This is a genomic window from Pelagibacterium mangrovi (genome assembly GCF_036662815.1).
GTDB lineage: Bacteria > Pseudomonadota > Alphaproteobacteria > Rhizobiales > Devosiaceae > Pelagibacterium > Pelagibacterium mangrovi.
This window is the reverse complement of record NZ_JBAFXA010000008.1, coordinates 186,762-204,483: the sequence shown is the minus strand read 5'-3', so window position 1 is coordinate 204,483 and position 17,722 is coordinate 186,762. Positions and strand designations below refer to the sequence as shown.

The window sequence follows — 17,722 nt, the reverse complement described above, 5'->3', positions numbered from 1 at the left end:
GGCTTACCTCGCTCCTGCGCGCCAGCGGCCCACGAACCGCTCGAGCAGCTTCATCATGGCGGTGAGGACGAGGGCGAGGCCGAAATACATCAGAAGCGTCATGGTGTAGATCGTCGTCGAGTCCTGGGTGAAATTGCGCAATTGCTCGGCCCGGAAGGCGAGGTCCGAAAGGCTGATCAGGGAAACGAGCGCGGTATCCTTCAAATTCTGGATGGCCAGATTGCCGAAGGGCGGCATCATTTCGGGGATGGCCTGGGGCAGCGCGATGCGCCAGAGCGTCTTGCGCGGCGTGAAATTGAGCGCCTTGGCGGCCTCGTATTGATCCTTGGACACCGACTCGATGGCTCCGCGCACCACTTCGGCGCCGTATGCGCCGATGTTGAGCGAGAGCGCGAGGACACCCGCGAGAACCGGCGGCAGGCGCAGATCGAGGCCGATGGCCTGACCGAGCACCGGCAGGGCGAAATAGAGCCAGAAAAGCTGGACGAGGAGCGAAGTGCCCCTGAAGATTTCGATATAGCCGATCGAGAGGGCCTTGATGAGCGGGTTATGGGCCAGTTTGCCCATGCCGGCGGCGAACGAAAGAATCCCGCCCAATATGGTGGAATAAATCGTCAACTCGATGGTGACCCAAGCCCCCTGCATCAGGGGATTGAGATATGCGGTCCATTCCATAGGTTCGGTCTCGAACTTTGTTTTTGTGTTTTGTGGCTGAACCGGAGAGCCGGCGGACGATGACGCCCGCCGGCCAGATCAGGTCATCGGCACGCCGTGCCGGTTATTCGCCGCACAGTTCGGCGGCGCTCATGTCGAACGAGCGCGATGCGTCGGTATCGGTGAACCCATAGCCGGTGACCGCAGCTTCCCATTCGGGGGTCTGCTTGTATTCGGCGAGGACTTCATTGACCGCGTCGCGCAGGTCTTCGCTGCCCTGGGCGAAGACGAAACCGCCCCAGGAGCGCTGCTCGACCCCATCGATGGTGGGATCGGTGAAGCCTTCGGCGACTTCGACCGCATCGCTCTGGCCGGCCAGCTCACTGGCGGTCAGGCTGGTGGCCGCATAGGCGTCGGCACGGCCGGTCGAGACCGTCGAGATCGCGTCGGCATTGGACGAGATGGTGACGAGCTGGTTTTCGGCGACGCCGAGGGACTGGAACATGTCGAGCTGGTTGGCGCCGGCCATGATGGCCACTGTCAGGTCGGGATTTTCGGCGATCTGCTCATAGGAAGTGAGCCCCTCGGGATTGCCGGCCGGAACCAGCAGGCCTTCGCCATAGGAGGTGTTGGGCTCCGAATAGATGACGGTGGCGCAGCGGGTCGGGATGATCGCCATTTCGGCAGCGACCATATCGAACCGGTCGGCCTGAAGGCCGGGGATGAGGGTCGAGAAATCGGTGGTGACCCACTCGATGTTTTCGATGCCGAGCTGTTCGACGATGTATTTGGCGACGTCGGGGCCCGCGCCCATCGTCTCCCCGCTCACCGGATCGACATAGCCATAGGGGATTTCATTGGCGACGGCGATCCGGATGGTGCCGCTTTCCTGAATCTCGGCCAAGGTGGCCGCCTGGGCGGCGCCGGCCAGGCCAAGCGCGGCGGCGCCGGCGAGAAGAGTGCCCCTGAGCGCCCGTGTAGTTGTCTTGCGCATAACGTCTCCTGTCCTTTGAAATTATCGTTGCCTATATTGACGGCCCGGCAGATGAGCCGAAATAGGAATTGAGTTCACCTCAAGACGGACGGCGTCGCACCCGCAGAGGCTGCGGGCGAAAAACCATCCGATCACTGCTGAACGATAGCGTCCAGAGCAATTAATGCTTCAACACTGTCAAAGGTTGCCAACTTCTGGCCACAAGTCGAGGGGCGATGCATCTTTTTGAAACCGCCTGGGCAGCAAGACCATCTGCGCGCCCCGGTGCAAATTGGAAGGACCGCCCCGCGAAGGCAATTGCATAGTCAGGGCTTGGATTTGCCGGACGAGCCCATGGGTGGCGCATAGAGCCGGTTTGAAAGAGGTGGCGCATGGCCGGTGCGGTGACGATGAGCGATGTTCTGGCAGCCCGCCGGCGCATTGCGCCCCATGTCCACCGCACCTCGCTGGTTGCCAGCGCGGCGCTGAGCGGGCTCTGCGGCCAGACCGTTCTCTTGAAAAACGAACATCAGCAACTGACCGGCAGCTTCAAGCTGCGCGGGGCGACCAATGCCGTGCTCTCGCTGTCCCATGATGAGCGGCAGCGCGGGGTGGTCGCGGCGTCCACCGGCAATCACGGGCGGGCGCTGGCGCATGCGGCGCGCGTCGCGGGGGCGCGGGCGGTGATCTGCATGTCCGCGCTGGTGCCCTCCAACAAAGTCGAAGCCATCGAGGCGCTGGGGGCCGAGGCGCGGATCGTGGGAATGAGTCAGGACGACGCGCAGGTGGAAGTCGACCGGCTGGCGGTCGAGGAAGGGCTGGTCGATATTCCGCCCTTCGACCGGGCCGAGGTGATCGCCGGACAGGGCACGCTGGGGCTGGAGATCATCGAGGACGCCCCCGAGCTCGACGCGGTTCTGGTGCCGCTTTCGGGCGGCGGGCTGATCGCGGGTGTGGCGCTGGCGATCAAGACGCTATCGCCGAAAACGCGGGTGATCGGGGTTTGCATGGAGCGCGGGGCCGCGATGGTGGCGTGCCTTGCGGCAGGCAAGTCGGTGGCGGTGGAAGAGCTCGAAACGCTGGCGGATTCGCTGGGCGGGGGGATCGGACTTGCCAACCGCTACACCTTTGGCATGGTGCGGGAGCTGGTGGATGAAACCGTGCTGCTCAGCGAGCGGGAAATCGCCGAGGGTATCGCTCATGCGTATCGCGAGGAGCGCGAGGTGATCGAGGGCGCGGCGGCGGTGGGAATTGCGGCGGTGCTGGCCGGGAAATTCCGGGCGGCCGGGCCGTCGGCGATCGTCCTGTCGGGGAAGAACATCGACATGGGCGTGCATGGACGGATCGTGGGCGGAACGCATCCGGTGTTTGAGGGGGCGGTGTGAGGGACTGGTTTGCGTTGCGGATTGGGCGAGCGCTGCTGCTGGATTCCGGGAATGAATCCCGGAATGACAGGTGGCGTTTTTGTCATGCCCCCTGCCCCACAACGCCAGACTTGGAGGTTGCGTGATGGCTGAAATCCAGATTCTCACTGAAGCCGATCTGCGCGGACTCGTGCCTCTGGACAGGGCGGCGATAGAATGTGTGGAGGCCGCTTTCCGTGCGTTGGCCGGGGGCAAGGTGGTGATGCCGCCGATCCTGCGGCTCGACATCGCCGATGCCAATGGCGAGGTGGACGTCAAGACGGCCTATGTGCCGGGGATCGAGAGTTTCGCGATCAAAATGAGCCCGGGGTTTTTCGACAACCCCAAGATCGGGCTGGCTTCGACAAACGGGTTGATGGTGGTGCTGTCGGCCAAGACCGGGCTGGTCGAGGCGGTGCTGCTCGACAATGGATATCTGACCGATGTGCGGACTGCGGCGGCGGGGGCGGTGGCGGCGAACCATCTGGCGCGCGAGGACGCAGGGACAGCAGCGATCATCGGGGCAGGGATGCAGGCGCGGATGCAGCTTGAAGCGCTGACGCTGGTGCGCAGGATAAAGGCGGCGCGGATCTGGGCGCGGGATCGGGACAAGGCGGAGGCGTTCGCGCGGGATGTCGCGCAGCAATTGGGCCTTGATGCGAGCGTGGCAGAGACGGCTCGGGACGCGGTCGATGGAGCCGACATCGTCGTAACCACGACGCCGGCGACAGAACCGGTCATTCTGGCCGAATGGCTTTCACCGGGGCAGCACCTCACCGCCATGGGATCGGATGCCGAGCACAAGAACGAGATCGACCCGGCGTTGGTGGCGCGCGTGGAACTTTATGTGGCCGACAGCCTTGCCCAGACACGGCGGCTGGGGGAGTTGCATCACGCGATCGCCGCCGGATTCGTGGCGCCCGACCAAGGGTTTGCCGAGCTTGGGCAGATCGTGGCCGGCACGGTGCCGGGGCGGCAGGCGGCGACCGATATCACTTATGCCGACCTGACCGGCACAGGCGTGCAGGATACGGCAATCGCCGCCCTGGCCCGAACCCGCGCGCAAGACAGCGGCGCGGGACAGACCATTTCGACCCGATAGTCGGGTCCTTCCTGGAGCGCATGGCACATGCCGAACACCCGCCTGCCCTTTACCCTGCCCGAATATCACGAACGCCTCGAAGCGGTGCGCCGCGCCATGCAGACGGGCGGAATCGATGTTCTGATCGTCACCAACCCGTCCAACATGCACTGGATCACCGGCTATGACGGGTGGAGCTTTTACGTCCATCAGGCGGTGATCGTGTCGCTGACCGACGAACCGGTCTGGTGGGGACGGCCCATGGACGCGGTGGGGGCTGAAAAGACCACATGGCTTTCGACCGATTCCATCTACGCCTATCCCGACGATTTCGTGCAGAACCCGGAAAAGCACGCCTATGTGCATCTGTGCGGGATACTGCGCGACAAGGGCTGGGACCAACGGCGCATTGGCGTCGAGATGGACAATTACTATTTCACCGCCGCGTGCCTTGAAACGCTGCGGGCCGAGATTGCCGGGGTGACCGTGGTCGATGCGACATCGGTGGTGACCTGGCAGCGTTCGGTCAAATCGGAAGCCGAGCTCGAATATATGCGGCGGGCGGCGCGGATCGTGGAGGCCACCCATCAGCGCATCCGCGAGGTGACGCGGCCGGGCTTGCGCAAGAACGAATTGGTGGCGGAAATCTACCACGCTTCGCTTCTGGGCGCTGATGGCTATGGCGGGGATTATTCGGCAATCGTGCCGCTGACGCCCTCGGGACGCGACGCGGCGGCGGCGCATTTGACGTGGGACGACCGGGAACTGGTTTCGGGCGAAGGCACGTTTTTCGAGATCGCCGGGTGCTACAAGCGCTATCACTGCCCGATTTCGCGCACGGTGTTTCTGGGCGAGCCGCCCAAGGACATGCTCAAGGCCCAGGAGGCCGTGCTCGAAGGTATGGAAGCAGGAATGGCAGTGGCCAAGCCCGGCTATACCTGTGGGGAGATCGCCGAGGCGTTCTTTGCGGTGCTGCGCAAATATGGCGTCGAGAAGACCTCGCGCACGGGGTATTCGGTGGGGCTTTCCTATCCGCCCGACTGGGGCGAGCACACGATGAGCATCCGGCCGGGGGATCGGTCGGTGCTGCGGTCCAACATGGTGTTCCACTTCATGCCGGCGATCTGGACGCCCGAATGGGGGCTGGAGATCACCGAGACGATGCGGATCACCGATGAGGGCGGGCCCGAGTGCCTGGCCAATGTGCCGCGGGAATTGTGCGTGAAGCCATAAGGCTTGAGCGTGTGGCTCCCCCCTCACCCCGGCCCTCTCCCCCCAAGGGAGAGGGAGAAAAGATCTGGAGAAAAACCTTGGCTCACAGACTGCTCGACGACACGCTCGAAATCCTTGCCGATCTCATCGGGTTTCAATCGATTTCGTCGGAAAGCAATCTCGAACTGATCGCCTATATCAACCAGCGGCTCGACCAGATCGGGGCGCGGACGCATCTGACGCTCAATCCCGATGGCAACAAGGCGAACCTGTTCGCTACGCTGGGCCCGCCGGATAGAGATGGCGGGATCGTGCTTTCGGGGCACACGGATGTGGTGCCGGTGGAAGGGCAGGAATGGAGTTCGGACCCGTTTGTGGCGACGCTTCGGGATGGGCGCGTTTATGGGCGCGGGGCGTGCGACATGAAGGGGTTCATCGCCTGCGCGCTGGCTTTTGCTCCCCATTTTCAGGACGCGGGGCTGAAGCGGCCGATCCATCTGGGGTTTACCTATGACGAGGAGGTGGGGTGCCTAGGCGCGCAGGTGATGCTCGACGAGCTTAAAGCCTCGGGGCGCAAGCCGTCGCTGTGCATCGTGGGTGAGCCGACGATGATGAAGATCATCGAGGGCAATAAGGGGTGCTGCGAATATACGACCCATTTCACCGGGCTCGAAGGACATGCCTCGATGCCCGACCGGGGGGTCAACGCTATCGAATACGCGGTGCAGTATGTGAGCAAGCTGCTCGAAATCGGGGAGGTGCTGAAGACGCGCGCGCCCGAGGGGAGCCGGTTCGATCCGCCGTGGTCGACCATCCAGATCGGCAAGATGGCGGGCGGGATCGCGCGCAACATCATCGCCGGGTCATGCTCGGTGGAGTGGGAGTTCAGGCCCGTTGCCGGGGCAGATTTTTCGTTTACGCACAGCCAGATCAGGGGATTCGTAGAGGGGGTGCTGCTGCCCAGGATGCGGAATGTGTATCCGGATGCGGCGGTGATTACCGAGACGATCGGGGAGGTTGCGGGGTTGGAGCCGATGAGCCGGTCGGAAGCCGTGGAGCTGGTGCGGGCGCTGACGGGAAATGATGAGCCAGCCGAATGCGTGGCGTTTTCGACCGAAGCGGGGCTGTTTCAGGAATTGGGGATCGATACTGTGGTGTGCGGGCCTGGGTCGATCGAGCAGGCCCATAAGCCCGATGAGTTTGTGGGGCTGGACCAGTTGAGCGCGTGTCTGGAGATGATCGAGGGGTTGGAGGGGCGGTAGGGAGTTGTTTGTCGGCGGAGTGTACTGACATCCGACCGCTTCGCGGCCACCTTCTCCCACCAGTGGAGAAGGGTAGAAGGCGTCGGTCGCTCAGGCCACTTACCGGAACGCCGGGATCACCTCTCGGCCGTAGCGGGCGATGATTTCTTCTTCGTCGCCGCTGTCGAGGTAGATGTTGAACTGGGTGACGCCGGCGGATTCCAGATCGCGGATTTTTTTGATGTGATCGTCGGGCTCGCCCAAAACGCAGAAGCTTTCAACGATCTCGTCGGTGATGAAATCGAGGTACGGGTTATCGGACTGGCCGTGCTTGGAATAATCGTAACCGCGGCGGGCTTCGATGTAGGAGGTGAGGCTGGCGGGGACCTTGTCGGAATCGGTGCCGTATTTTTCCACGATATCGGCGACGTGGTTTCCGACCATGGCCGGAAACCAGCGAGTGGCGGCGATGGCGCGCTGTTTGTCGCCGAAATAGGCCGGGGCGGCGGCCATTGAGCGGTAGCCCGACATGTCGCGGCCGGCGGCCCTGCCCGCTTCAAGGCATTGGTCGGTGAACCATTTGCAAAGGCCTGGCTCGGCGATCTGGAGCACGACGCCATCGGCGCTTTCTCCGGCGGTTTTCAGCGCCAGCGGGCCATAGGCGGCGATCCAGCTCGGGATTTCGTGGCCGACGGCCCAGGGGAACTGAATTGGGTTGGGGACTTCGCCATAGGTCACCTCCTCGCCGCGCACCATGGCTTTGGTCTTGGCGATGAATTCGGCGACGCGCTTTAGGGTGGCGGGTTTGTGGCCCATGACGCGGCGCGAGGAATCGCCCCGGCCCACGGCAAGATCGAAACGGCCGCCGCTCTGCTTGGCGAGGGAGCCGAAGAGCGAGGCGGCGACGGACCAATCGCGCACGTCGGGGTTGGTGACGAGCGGACCGAAGCGCATGGAACTGGTCCATTCCATGCCCATGGCCATCACCGGATAGGGATCGCGCCAGAGGATGTGGGAATCGTAGAACCAGCAATAGGTGAAGCCCGCGAACTCGGCGGCCTGGATCAGGTAGCGCGCCCGATCGTGCTCGACGAAGCCCTTGAAGGTGATCCCGAATTCCATATTCCCATCCCCTTTTTCCATAAGCCCTGTTTGCCGCAAGGCTTATTTTGACCAGATGATCAAACTTTTTATGGTCCCGCAAGAGCAATCGTTCACGGGCCGTAGGCGATCATCGGGCGCCCGGAAGCGGGGTTGGGAACGATGGTGGCGGCGACGCCATAGACGGTGGCGAGGAATTGCGTGTCGATCACCGCATCGGGCGATCCTTGGGCGACTACCCTGCCCCGGTCGAGCGCCACCACATGATCGAACCAGGCGGCGGTGAGGTTGAGATCGTGCATGGTGACGAGGATGGTGAGCCCGTCAGCGGCCAGATCGCGCAGGATTTCCATGACGGCGATCTGGGCGGACAGGTCGAGATGGTTGGTGGGCTCATCGAGCAGGATCAGGCGGGGCTGTTGCGCCAGGGCGCGGGCGATCTGCACCTTTTGCTGCTCACCGCCCGAAAGGGTGGAAAAGCGGCGGGTGGCGAAATCGGCCATGCCGACGCGGGCGAGCGCATCGGCGACGATGGCTTCGTCCGAGGTTTCGGTATCGGCGGACCAGAAACCTTGATGGGGTAGCCGGCCGAGCATCACGGCATCGTGGACGTCGATGGGCTGGTCGGTGGCCGAGGATTGCTCGACAAGGGCGGCGGCGCGGGCGCGGGTTTTTCGCGGAAGGGCGTGGAGATCGCGGTCTTCGAAGGTGATGCGGGCGGCTGAAGCGGGCTCGAAGCCCAGGATCACGCGCAGAAGTGAGGATTTGCCCGCGCCATTGGGGCCGATCAGGGCGTTGAGCCGGCCGGGGTGGAGCGAAAAGGAAACGTCATCGAGGATCTGCTTGCCGTCGAGGGCGAGGCTGGCATGGGCGACCGAGAGACTCATGTCGCCCTCCTGTTGGCCATGAGGATGACGAAGAAGGCCGGCGCGCCGATGAAGGCCGTGAGGATGCCGACGGGGAGTTCGCGCGGGTCGAAGATGGTGCGGGCGCCGGTATCGGCCCAGACCATGAAGATGGCGCCCGCGAGGGCGGCTAACGGCAGCAGGTGCCGGTGGCGTCCGCCGGCGATGAGGCGCACGGCGTGGGGCAGGATGAGGCCGACAAAGCCGATGGCGCCCGAGATGGCGACCAGAACGCCGGTGAGCAGCGCGGTGAGGCCGAGCAGCAGCCAGCGGATGCGTTCGACATCGATGCCCAGGGCGCGGGCGGCGGTGTCGCCGAAGACGAAGCCGTCGAGAATGCGGCCCGATGCCAGGAGCGGGATGCTGACGACGGCAAGCGCGAGGGCGGCAAGGCCGGTATCGGACCAGCGCGCGCCGGCCAGAGACCCCATCAGCCAGGAGAGGATTTCGCGGTAGGAATCCCCGGTGGCGGTGGAAAAGATCAGGAACGAGGTGAGGGCGGAAGCCAGTGCCGAGACCGCGAGACCGGCGAGGATGGCGCGCGCGGCGGTGATGGCGCCCAGGGCGCGGGCGAGGCCGAGGGTCAGCGCCATGGCCGCCAGGGCGCCGAGGAAGGCGCCGACGGGGAGGAGGACAGTCGCGCCGATGAGCAGCATGGCGACGGCGCCGACCGAAGCGCCCGAGGAAATGCCGAGAAGATAAGGATCGGCCAGGGGATTGCGGGTCAGGGCCTGCATTACCGCGCCGCAGATGGCGAGGCCGGCGCCGACGGCGGCGGCGGCGAGGATGCGCGGCAGGCGCAACTCCCAGACGATGCCTTCGCGCAGGCGGGAGATAGGGCTATCGGGGAGGAGGCCCAATCTGTGGGCGATGACCGACCAGACCTCCCCTGCTCCGATATCGGCCGGGCCGATGGTGATAGCGAGGGTGATCGAGAGAATGAGGATTATGGTGAGGCCGGCGATCCACGCCCGGACGCGCAGCCGCCGCAGGGCGGCGGGGGTGAGCGCGGGAAGGCCGAGCGAGGCGGCGACCATCAGAGGGGGTCCCGGACCGTCGAAATTTCCGACGTTTGTACGCGCGGCACTGGATTCCGGGAATAAATCCCGGAATGACAATCGGGGGTGGGGGAGCGCCGGACGATCATCGGGTGCTCGGATTGAGATCGGCCAATTGATTGGCCATATCCACGGTGGCCGGGACGGAGCGGACGCCGGGTTCGGCGGCGGGGAACGGGATTGTGAGGTAGCGCGCGTTTTGCACGGCGCTCATGTTGACGGTGGCGGGATTGTCGTTGAGGAGGCGGATTTTCTGGTCGACCGAGTTCCATTCGGCATCGACGAGGATCATCAAATCGGGGTCCTCGTCGACGATGGCTTCCCAGCTTGCCGAGGTCCAGGTGTCGGGGACGTCCGAAAAAATGTTGGCGATGCCCAGCGCCTCCATGGTCATCTGCGGGCCGCCAAGGCCGGCGCCGACATAGGGAGTGGAGGTGGCCGAGGAATACCAGACGCCGGTGAGGTCGGCGGCGGGTTTGATCGAGCCGAGCAATGCGCGCTGCTGGGAGACAAGCTCGGCGGCGCGGCTTTCGACATCGAAGATCATTCCCATTTCGAGAATCTGATCGAAGATATCCTCGAAGGTGAGCTTTTCGGGCGTGCCGGACGAGCGGCAGGCGGTGGGGGCGACATAGGTGGCGACGCCAAGGGCATGGAGGCTGTCGCGCGTTCCGGCGGCGTCGGCGGCAAAACTGCTTTCCCAGCCGCCATAGACGAAATCGGGTTCGGCTTCGAGGACCACCTCCTGGCTGGGGACGCGGTCGGCGAGGATGGGGAGTTCGGTTTGTGGGGCCCATTCGGCTGGAGCCGGGCCATCCTGGAAGCCGACGCCGACGATTTTGTCTCCCAGGCCCAGGGCGAGGAGCATTTCGGTGGCGGTGGATTTGATGGTGACGACGCGTTCGGGCGGCGCGGGGAAGGTGATTGTGGTGCCGCAGTTTTCGATAGTGAGGGGGTAGTCGGTGGCGAGGGCCGGGGTGGCGAGGGAGAGGGCAATCGCCAGTGTTACGCATTTGGCGAGTGCTGCGCACCCCTCATCCGACCTTTCGCTTTTCAAGCGAAAGCCCACCTTCTCCCTCAAGGGGAGAAGGGGTGATTGGGGCAAGCGTCTGCGGGAAAAGCCCCCCTCTCCCCTTGAGGGAGAGGGGATGGGGGTGAGGGGTGCGCCACAAGCACCGAGGGGCGTATGGGTACTCATTTCGCCGGCTCCTTGGCCATCTCCCGCATCGCGGCCTCATAGCCTTGCCGATAAGCCTCGGACGAGCCGAAGCGGAACATGTCGTCTTGCGCGGGGCGGGCCAGAGTGCGGGCGCCGGGGGTGTCGAGGTCGGTGACGAGACGGGAGAGGCCGCGGGCGATGGCGACCGGGATAGAGGAGGCCTTGCCCTTGACCAGATCGGCGGCGGCGGCGAGTTCGTCGGCGAGGACGGTGACGGTGACGCTCAAGGGACGGCCGTTGGCATCGACACCGCCGCGCAGATCGTCGACGAGCTGGACGCCGGCGGCGCCGATGGCGGCGTCGGTCTGGCCGACGCGCCAGGGGCGACCCAGCGTGTCGGTGATGATGACGCCGAGACGCTTGCCGGTTTTTTCGCGCAGGGCGGCGCAGAGGGTTCTAGCCGAAAGATCGGGGTCGCGCGGCAGGCGCAGGGCCTGACCGGTGGGGACGTTGGAGGTGTCGAGTCCGGCGGCGGCCATCACGAGCCCCTGGCGGGTTTCGACGATTTTGGTCACCCCGCCCGGATGGGCGCGTTCGGCGACGATTCTGACCGTATCCTCCTCGATGGCGAGCTCGCGCGCTTCGAGCGGGATTTGCATACCCTCGGCTTTCGAGACGATCTTGGAGGTGACGATGAGGATATCGCCATCATCGAGCGCGGCGTCGGGATCGGTGATCGCCATCGTGTCGATGGCGTCGGCGATGAGCGCGACGAGATCGTCGCCGGGGGCGACTTCGGGGATGCCTTCGATGCCCCAGAGCGTCAGCCGTGGTGTCATTTGGCTTTCCTCAGGCGCGGCAGGACCTTTTCGGAAAAGACGTCGATCCATTCGCGCTGGTTGCGGCCGACATTGTGGAGGTAGATGCGATCGAAGCCGAAGGCGGCGAATTTTTCGATGTGTTCGAGATGTTCGTCCGGATGGGGGGAGATCACCATGCGGCCCTTGAAATCCTCGGGGCGGACGAGCTTGGCCATCTGCTCGAAATCGAAGGGGGAGCGGATATCGGCCTTGGGGAATTTCATGCCGCCATTGGGCCATTCGGTCATGGCGTTGGCCAGCGCTTGCTCATAAGTGGGCGCCCAGCTCAGATGCAGTTGCAGTACCTTGGGCATGGCGTCGGGATTCTTGCCGGCCTCGCGGGCGCCCTCGGCGAATTTCTCGAACAACATTTCGATCTTTTCGAGGGGCGCGCCGACGGTGATGATGCCATCGGCCAGCTTGCCGGTTTTCCTGGCGTTGATGGGACCGGCGGTGGCGACGAGGATTTCGGGAGCGGTTTCGGGCATGGTCCAGAGGCGGGTGGCCTCCATCCGGTAATATTCGCCCTTGTGCTTGGTGTCCTTGCCCTTGGCGGAGTTCTCGAACAGCTTCTTGATGAGCTCGATCGCCTCGAACATGCGGGCCGAGCGCTCGCCGGCATCGGGCCAGTATTGGGCGAGGAAGCTTTCGTTGAGCGCCTCCCCTGCCCCGACACCCAGCCAGTGGCGGTCGGGGTACATGGCGGCCAGCGTTGCCGAGGCCTGGGCGACCATGGCCGGGTGCCAGCGGAAGGTCGGGGTGGTGACGCCGGGGCCCATATCGCCCCGGGTGCGCTCGCCGATGGCGGTCAGGACGTTCCAGACGAAGGCGGATTGGCCCTGTTGGGGCACCCAGGGCTGGAAATGGTCGGCGGCCATGGCGCCGTTGAAGCCCTTGGATTCCGCATAGGCGGTGAGCTCGACGCAATCGCGCGGGTGAAACTGCTCGAGCATCACCGCATAGCCGATCAGGCCTTCGGGTCCGGATTTGAAAACCGACATTCCCGCGAACTCCCCTTTGCGTCCGGGGATCAGTCAATCACAAAGGCGGGGAGAGTGACAGAGGGGGAATTTGACCTTTTGGTAAAATTATTTGCTGCGGATGGGGAGGGGTGAGCGATCGCGACGGCTAATCGGGAAACGGTTCGACCTGCCGGATATCGGCCAGCATGAAGGCGTCGGCGACCAGTTGCAGGGGGGAGAGGTCGACGGCGCTTTCGCCGGTGGCGAGGAGGCGGGCGAAGTGGGCGTAGATGCCGTCATATTCGGTGTCGGGGGCGGCGAGGTGTTGATTGCCCTCGATGGTGAGGACGGCGCCGCCGGACGAGAGGTGAAGCGTGCCGGCGGTGGTATGCACCGTGATATCCCAGGTTTGCGGCCCCTCCTGACGCCAGTCGAAATCGGCGGTGACGGGGTGACCGGCGGCGCCGAGGAAGTCGATCTTGGCGGCGATGGGGGTTTGGCGGTTGGAGGGAATTTCCAGCGTCGCGGCGGTGACGTGGACCGGGGCGGGGAGGATATGGGTGAGGATCGAGAGGGCGTTGATGCCGGGATCGAAGACACCCATGCCGCCGGGGGACCAGATCCAGTCCTGCCCCGGATGCCAGCGGTGGACGTCCTCGCGCCAGACGATTTGGGCGCTCTCAATGGTTTTGCCGGCCAGCCATTGGCGCGCCGGTTCGACGCCCTGGGCGTAGCGGGAATGCCAGGTGGCAAAGAGGGTGACGCCGTGGCGCTCGGCCAACGCCTTGAGGGAAACCACTTCGGCGACGGTGGCGCCGGGGGGCTTTTCAAGCAGGACGTGGCGACCGGCCTCGATGGCCTCGACAGCGTATCGGCGGCGGATCTGGGGCGGTGTGCACAGGGCCACGGCACCAATATCGGGGCGGGCGGCGAGCATTTGGCTCAGCGTTGCGTAGTGATCGACGCCATCGATGCTGGCGTTGCGGCTGACGGTGGCGGCGAGCTCGAAATCGGGGTTGTTTCCGATGGAGGGCACATGCTGGTCGCGGGCGATCTTGCCCAGGCCGACGATGGCGATCTTTGTCGGCATCAGTGGGAATCCTTGCCCACTTCGCGGCCGCGCGAGCCTTTGAGGAAGTCGAAATCGGCGCCGGTGTCGGCGCCCTCCACGTGCTGGTGGAAAAGGCGCGCATAGCCCGACGCCGGCGCTTCGACCGTGGGGGACCAGGCGAGAAGGCGTTCGGCGATTTCGGCTTCGGGGACGTCGAGGTGGAGGCGCCGGTTGGGGACGTCGATCTCGATGTAGTCGCCAGTTTTGACGATGGCCAGAGGGCCGCCCACGGCGGCTTCTGGGGAGGTATGGAGGACCACGGTGCCATAGGCGGTGCCGGACATGCGGGCATCGGAGATGCGCACCATGTCCTTGATGCCCTTGCGCAGCACCTTGGGGGGCAGGCCCATGTTTCCGACCTCGGCCATGCCGGGATAGCCGCGCGGACCGCAGTTTTTCATGACCATGACGCAGGTTTCGTCGATGTCGAGATTTTCGTCGTTGATCCTGGCCTTGTAGTCGTCGATATCCTCGAAGACCACGGCGCGGCCGCGATGGACCATCAAATGCTCGCTGGCGGCGGAGGGTTTCAGCACCGCGCCGTTGGGGGCGAGGTTGCCTTTCAATACCGCGATGCCGCCGTGGTCGGTCAGCGCCTCTTCGACCGGGCGGATGACTTCGGGGTTCCAGTTTTTCACATGCTCGATTTCGGCGGCGATGGGTTTGCCCGAGACGGTGAGCGCATCGCCATGGAGCTTGCCGCCGTCGAGGAGGGTCTTGAGGACGACCGGCAGGCCCCCGGCGTAGAAGAACTCCTCCATCAGATATTTGCCCGAGGGCATGAGGTTGACGATGGTGGGGATGTCGCGGCCCAACCGGTCCCAATCGTCGAGCGTCAGATCGACGCCGACGCGACCGGCGAGAGCGAGGAGGTGGATCACCGCGTTGGTCGAGCCGCCGATGGCGCCATTGGCCATGATGGCGTTTTCGAACGCCTGTTTGGTGAGGATGTCGGAGGGTTTGAGATCGTCCTTGACCATATCGACGATGCGCCGGCCGGTCAGTTGCGCCATGACGCGGCGGCGGCTGTCGACGGCGGGGATGGCGGCGTTGCCCGAGAGCGCCATGCCCAGCGCCTCGGCCATGGACGCCATGGTGGAGGCGGTGCCCATGGTATTGCATGAGCCGGGCGAGCGCGACATGGCCTGTTCGGCATCGAGGAAATCGGCCTGGGTCAGCTCGCCGGATTTAACCATCTCGCTCATCTGCCAGAGCGCGGTGCCCGAGCCGATGGCCTGATTGCGCCAATAGCCGTTGAGCATGGGGCCGCCGGAAACCAGGATCGAGGGCACGTCTGTGCTGGCGGCGCCCATCAGGAGGGCCGGTGTGGTCTTGTCGCAGCCGGCGAGCAGCACGACGCCGTCGCAGGGATTGGCGCGGATCGCCTCCTCGACATCCATGGCGGCGAGGTTGCGGTACATCATGGCGGTGGGGCGCAGGGCGCTTTCGCCGGTGGAGAACACGGGGAATTCGAGCGGCAGGCCGCCGGCCTCGTAAATGCCGTGCTTAACCCGCTGGGCGAGATCGCGCAGATGGGCGTTGCAGGGGGTCATCTCGGACCATGTGTTGCAGATGCCGATCACCGGGCGGCCATCGAACAGGTCGGCGGGCAGGCCCTGATTCTTCATCCACGAGCGGTGATAGATGTGGTCGCGGCTGGTGCCGCCGAACCAGTGGGCGGACCGCAGCGGGCGCGGCCATTTTGCCTTCTTGAAGGTCATGCTCTGCCCTACCTAGAGTTTGGCGATCGTGACCGGCGCGTCGGCGGGCCGTGTCGTGTCGATGGCCAGGGGGTTCCTGAGCGGCAGACCGAACGGGGCCGCCTCGATCTCGAAAATATCGCCCTGCCGGGTGCGGATATCGTCGGCGAACGAGAGGGTCGCGGTTCCGAACATGTGGACGTGGATATCGCCGGGCTTGCGGAATATTTCGTATTTGAAGTGGTGGTGTTCGAGATTGGCGATGGTGTGGCTCATATTGTCCTCGCCTGAAACGAAGGGCTTTTCCCAGAGCACGGCCCCATCGCGGATGACCCGCGAAGTGCCCTCGACATGGACGGGGAGATCGCCGACGAGGATTTCCGGGCCGATGGAGGCGGGGCGGAGTTTGGAGTGGGCGAGGTAGAGATAGTTCTGGCGCTCGGTCACATGGTCGGAAAATTCATTGGCGAGGGCGAAGCCGATCCGGTGGGGAACGCCTTCATAGGAAACGATGTAGATGCCGGCGATTTCGGGCTCTTCGCCGGCATCGAGGGCGAAGCCCGGCGAGACGATGGGTTTGCCCGGCGCGACGAGGGCATGGCCATTGCCCTTGTAGAACCATTCGGGCTGCACGCCGGTTTTGCCGCCCGCCGGCTTGCCCCCTTCGACTCCGAGGCAGAACATTTTCATGGAGTCGGTGAGGTTTTCTTGCGCGCCGGTTTTCTGGTGCATGGCATTGCGGGTTGAGGCGGAGCCGAGATGGGTGAGGCCGGTGCCGGTGAGGTGCAGGCGCGAGGGTTCTTCGGGGATAATGGGAGCGAGCACCCTGCCCTCGGCATAGGCTGTGTCCAGATCGACGCTTTCGCCCAATCCCTGTTCGGCGACAAGGGCGGCGAGGGAGGTTTCCCGGGCGATGGCCCGCCGCGCCATGGCGAGGATGGATTCCGCGCCGGCGACGATTTTCGCATCCCCGCCCTCGCGCACCACGACGTGTTGGGAACCTCTGGCATCGACAATCTGGGAGAGCAGCACTTCTATTTCACTCCGGCTAGGGATGGTCCGGCGCGCCTCATAAAATCAGGCGGCCTTGTTCTTGTTGTAGACGTCGAACAGCACGGCGGCGAGCAGCACGAGGCCCTTGATCATCTGCTGCCAATCGATGCCGATGCCCATGATGGACATGCCGTTGTTCATCACCCCCATGATGAAGGCACCGATGACCGCGCCCACCACGGTGCCCACGCCGCCGGCCATCGACGCGCCGCCGATGAAGACCGCGGCGATGACGTCGAGTTCGAAGGTTTCTCCGGCCTTGGGGGTGGCCATGTTGAGGCGGGCGGCAAAGACGAGGCCGGCCAGCGCGGCCAGCATGCCCATATTGGCAAAGACGAGGAACGTCAGCCGTTCGGAATTGATGCCCGAAAGCTTGGCCGCCTTCTGGTTGCCACCCACCGCATAGATGCGGCGGCCGATGGTGGTCTGTTTGGCGATGAAGGAATAGCCGGCAACAAGGATCGCCATGATGATGAAGACGTTGGGCAGGCCGCGCGATGTGGCGAGCAGATAGACCAGCCAGACCACCGCGCCGGCAACGAGGATGTTGCGGCCGATAAAGAACGCGAAGGGTTCGTCGGGGACGCCATGTTTGGCCTCCTTGGCGCGGGCGCGGATCGAGAGCCAGACGAGAGCGGCCGCAACGGCGAGGCCCAGGAGCATCGAGAGGAGGTGGAAACCCTCGATGGCGGCGATATCGGGGATGAAGCCCGAGGCGATGAGGCGAAATTCATTGGGGAACGGGCCGATGGAGCGGCCTTTCAGGAGCACCATCATCAGGCCCTTGAAGACCAGCATGCCGGCCAGGGTGACGATGAAGCTGGGGATTTTCCAATAGGCTACCCAATAGCCCTGGATGGCGCCGATCACCGCGCCGATGGCAAGGCAGATGAGCGCGGCAGAGAGGAAATGGATATTGTATTCCACCATCAGCACAGCCGAGAGCGCGCCGATGAAGCCCATGACAGAGCCGACCGAAAGGTCGATATGGCCGCAAACAATCACCAGCAGCATGCCCACGGCCATGATGATGATGTAGGAATTCTGCAGCACCAGATTGGTGATGTTGACGGGGCGGAGCAGGATACCGCCCGTCGAAATCTGGAAGAACACCATGATGGCGATCAGCGCGAAGAGGATGCCGTATTCGCGCATATGGGTGCGGATATAGCCCAGCGAGGCGAATTGAGGCTTTTGCGCCTGGGCCGAGGATTGGGTCACGTCACTCATTGGTCGGTTCCGTTCATGG

The 17,722-nt window shown here is 64.3% G+C and carries 16 protein-coding genes; 4 read left to right on the top strand and 12 right to left on the bottom strand.

The window, feature by feature from the left end; translation table 11 throughout:
* Positions 1-3 precede the first annotated feature (3 nt).
* Together ehuC and ehuB are read right to left on the bottom strand one after the other, a co-directional pair.
* On the bottom strand, positions 4-675 hold the full coding sequence (gene ehuC / locus V4T21_RS15300) for an ectoine/hydroxyectoine ABC transporter permease subunit EhuC (protein ID WP_332718371.1): 672 nt from the start codon (positions 673-675) through the stop codon (positions 4-6).
* 103 nt (positions 676-778) lie between these two features.
* Positions 779-1,648 carry an ectoine/hydroxyectoine ABC transporter substrate-binding protein EhuB gene (gene ehuB, locus V4T21_RS15295; RefSeq protein ID WP_332718368.1) on the bottom strand — a complete coding sequence of 290 codons (870 nt, stop codon included), beginning with the start codon at positions 1,646-1,648 and terminating at the stop codon, positions 779-781.
* A gap of 371 nt (positions 1,649-2,019) precedes the next feature.
* On the opposite strand from ehuB, the gene eutB reads away from it, so the two are divergent.
* The 4 genes from eutB (at position 2,020) to argE (ending at position 6,585) form a co-directional block, all read left to right on the top strand.
* Entirely contained in the window at positions 2,020-3,012 is a 993-nt protein-coding gene (gene eutB / locus V4T21_RS15290) for a hydroxyectoine utilization dehydratase EutB (RefSeq protein WP_332718366.1), read from the top strand.
* A gap of 124 nt (positions 3,013-3,136) precedes the next feature.
* The gene (gene eutC, locus V4T21_RS15285; protein WP_332718364.1) at positions 3,137-4,132 is read left to right on the top strand and encodes an ectoine utilization protein EutC; all 996 of its coding nucleotides are present in this window, start codon (positions 3,137-3,139) and stop codon (positions 4,130-4,132) included.
* A 27-nt stretch (positions 4,133-4,159) separates the two neighbouring features.
* Positions 4,160-5,344, top strand: a complete 1,185-nt coding sequence (locus V4T21_RS15280; RefSeq protein ID WP_332718362.1) for a M24 family metallopeptidase — start codon at positions 4,160-4,162, stop codon at positions 5,342-5,344.
* A 77-nt stretch (positions 5,345-5,421) separates the two neighbouring features.
* Complete coding sequence (argE, locus tag V4T21_RS15275) at positions 5,422-6,585, top strand: acetylornithine deacetylase (RefSeq protein ID WP_332718360.1); 1,164 nt, start codon at positions 5,422-5,424, stop codon at positions 6,583-6,585.
* A 99-nt stretch (positions 6,586-6,684) separates the two neighbouring features.
* Here argE and V4T21_RS15270 read toward each other — a convergent pair whose 3' ends face one another.
* The 10 genes from V4T21_RS15270 to mmsB form a co-directional block, all read right to left on the bottom strand.
* Complete coding sequence (locus V4T21_RS15270) at positions 6,685-7,686, bottom strand: TIGR03842 family LLM class F420-dependent oxidoreductase (RefSeq protein ID WP_332718358.1); 1,002 nt, start codon at positions 7,684-7,686, stop codon at positions 6,685-6,687.
* Between the two features lie 92 nt (positions 7,687-7,778).
* A complete protein-coding gene (locus tag V4T21_RS15265) occupies positions 7,779-8,552 on the bottom strand; it encodes an ABC transporter ATP-binding protein (protein WP_332718356.1) in 774 nt (257 codons plus the stop codon).
* Positions 8,549-9,607 (bottom strand): putative F420-0 ABC transporter permease subunit, encoded by a 1,059-nt coding sequence (locus V4T21_RS15260; protein WP_332718354.1) that lies wholly within the window; start codon positions 9,605-9,607, stop codon positions 8,549-8,551. Before V4T21_RS15260 ends, V4T21_RS15265 begins: the two co-directional genes overlap by 4 nt.
* Positions 9,608-9,713: 106 nt before the next feature.
* Positions 9,714-10,685, bottom strand: coding sequence for a putative F420-0 ABC transporter substrate-binding protein (locus V4T21_RS15255; RefSeq protein ID WP_332718351.1), 972 nt, complete (start codon positions 10,683-10,685; stop codon positions 9,714-9,716).
* Positions 10,686-10,822: 137 nt separating this feature from the next.
* The gene (gene cofE / locus V4T21_RS15250) at positions 10,823-11,626 is read right to left on the bottom strand and encodes a coenzyme F420-0:L-glutamate ligase (RefSeq protein ID WP_332718349.1); all 804 of its coding nucleotides are present in this window, start codon (positions 11,624-11,626) and stop codon (positions 10,823-10,825) included.
* Complete coding sequence (locus V4T21_RS15245) at positions 11,623-12,648, bottom strand: TIGR03557 family F420-dependent LLM class oxidoreductase (protein ID WP_332718347.1); 1,026 nt, start codon at positions 12,646-12,648, stop codon at positions 11,623-11,625. The genes cofE and V4T21_RS15245 overlap by 4 nt, the downstream gene beginning before the upstream one ends.
* A gap of 127 nt (positions 12,649-12,775) precedes the next feature.
* Entirely contained in the window at positions 12,776-13,702 is a 927-nt protein-coding gene (locus tag V4T21_RS15240; RefSeq protein WP_332718482.1) for a Gfo/Idh/MocA family protein, read from the bottom strand.
* Positions 13,699-15,441, bottom strand: coding sequence for an L-arabinonate dehydratase (gene araD / locus V4T21_RS15235; RefSeq protein ID WP_332718345.1), 1,743 nt, complete (start codon positions 15,439-15,441; stop codon positions 13,699-13,701). Before araD ends, V4T21_RS15240 begins: the two co-directional genes overlap by 4 nt.
* A 12-nt stretch (positions 15,442-15,453) precedes the next feature.
* Positions 15,454-16,452, bottom strand: a complete 999-nt coding sequence (gene araD1, locus V4T21_RS15230) for an AraD1 family protein (protein ID WP_332718343.1) — start codon at positions 16,450-16,452, stop codon at positions 15,454-15,456.
* A 45-nt stretch (positions 16,453-16,497) separates the two neighbouring features.
* Positions 16,498-17,703 carry a multiple monosaccharide ABC transporter permease gene (gene mmsB, locus V4T21_RS15225; RefSeq protein WP_332718341.1) on the bottom strand — a complete coding sequence of 402 codons (1,206 nt, stop codon included), beginning with the start codon at positions 17,701-17,703 and terminating at the stop codon, positions 16,498-16,500.
* Positions 17,704-17,722 lie beyond the last annotated feature (19 nt).

Excerpts from the sequence above, each read along its gene's own strand:
- ehuC (WP_332718371.1), bottom strand. The coding sequence starts at position 675 with ATGGAATGGACCGCATATCTCAATCCCCTGATGCAGGGGGCTTGGGTC.
- ehuB (WP_332718368.1), bottom strand. The coding sequence starts at position 1,648 with ATGCGCAAGACAACTACACGGGCGCTCAGGGGCACTCTTCTCGCCGGC.
- eutB (WP_332718366.1), top strand. The coding sequence starts at position 2,020 with ATGGCCGGTGCGGTGACGATGAGCGATGTTCTGGCAGCCCGCCGGCGC.
- eutC (WP_332718364.1), top strand. The coding sequence starts at position 3,137 with ATGGCTGAAATCCAGATTCTCACTGAAGCCGATCTGCGCGGACTCGTG.
- V4T21_RS15280 (WP_332718362.1), top strand. The coding sequence starts at position 4,160 with ATGCCGAACACCCGCCTGCCCTTTACCCTGCCCGAATATCACGAACGC.
- V4T21_RS15270 (WP_332718358.1), bottom strand. The coding sequence starts at position 7,686 with ATGGAATTCGGGATCACCTTCAAGGGCTTCGTCGAGCACGATCGGGCG.
- V4T21_RS15265 (WP_332718356.1), bottom strand. The coding sequence starts at position 8,552 with ATGAGTCTCTCGGTCGCCCATGCCAGCCTCGCCCTCGACGGCAAGCAG.
- V4T21_RS15260 (WP_332718354.1), bottom strand. The coding sequence starts at position 9,607 with ATGGTCGCCGCCTCGCTCGGCCTTCCCGCGCTCACCCCCGCCGCCCTG.
- cofE (WP_332718349.1), bottom strand. The coding sequence starts at position 11,626 with ATGACACCACGGCTGACGCTCTGGGGCATCGAAGGCATCCCCGAAGTC.
- V4T21_RS15245 (WP_332718347.1), bottom strand. The coding sequence starts at position 12,648 with ATGTCGGTTTTCAAATCCGGACCCGAAGGCCTGATCGGCTATGCGGTG.
- araD (WP_332718345.1), bottom strand. The coding sequence starts at position 15,441 with ATGACCTTCAAGAAGGCAAAATGGCCGCGCCCGCTGCGGTCCGCCCAC.
- mmsB (WP_332718341.1), bottom strand. The coding sequence starts at position 17,703 with ATGAGTGACGTGACCCAATCCTCGGCCCAGGCGCAAAAGCCTCAATTC.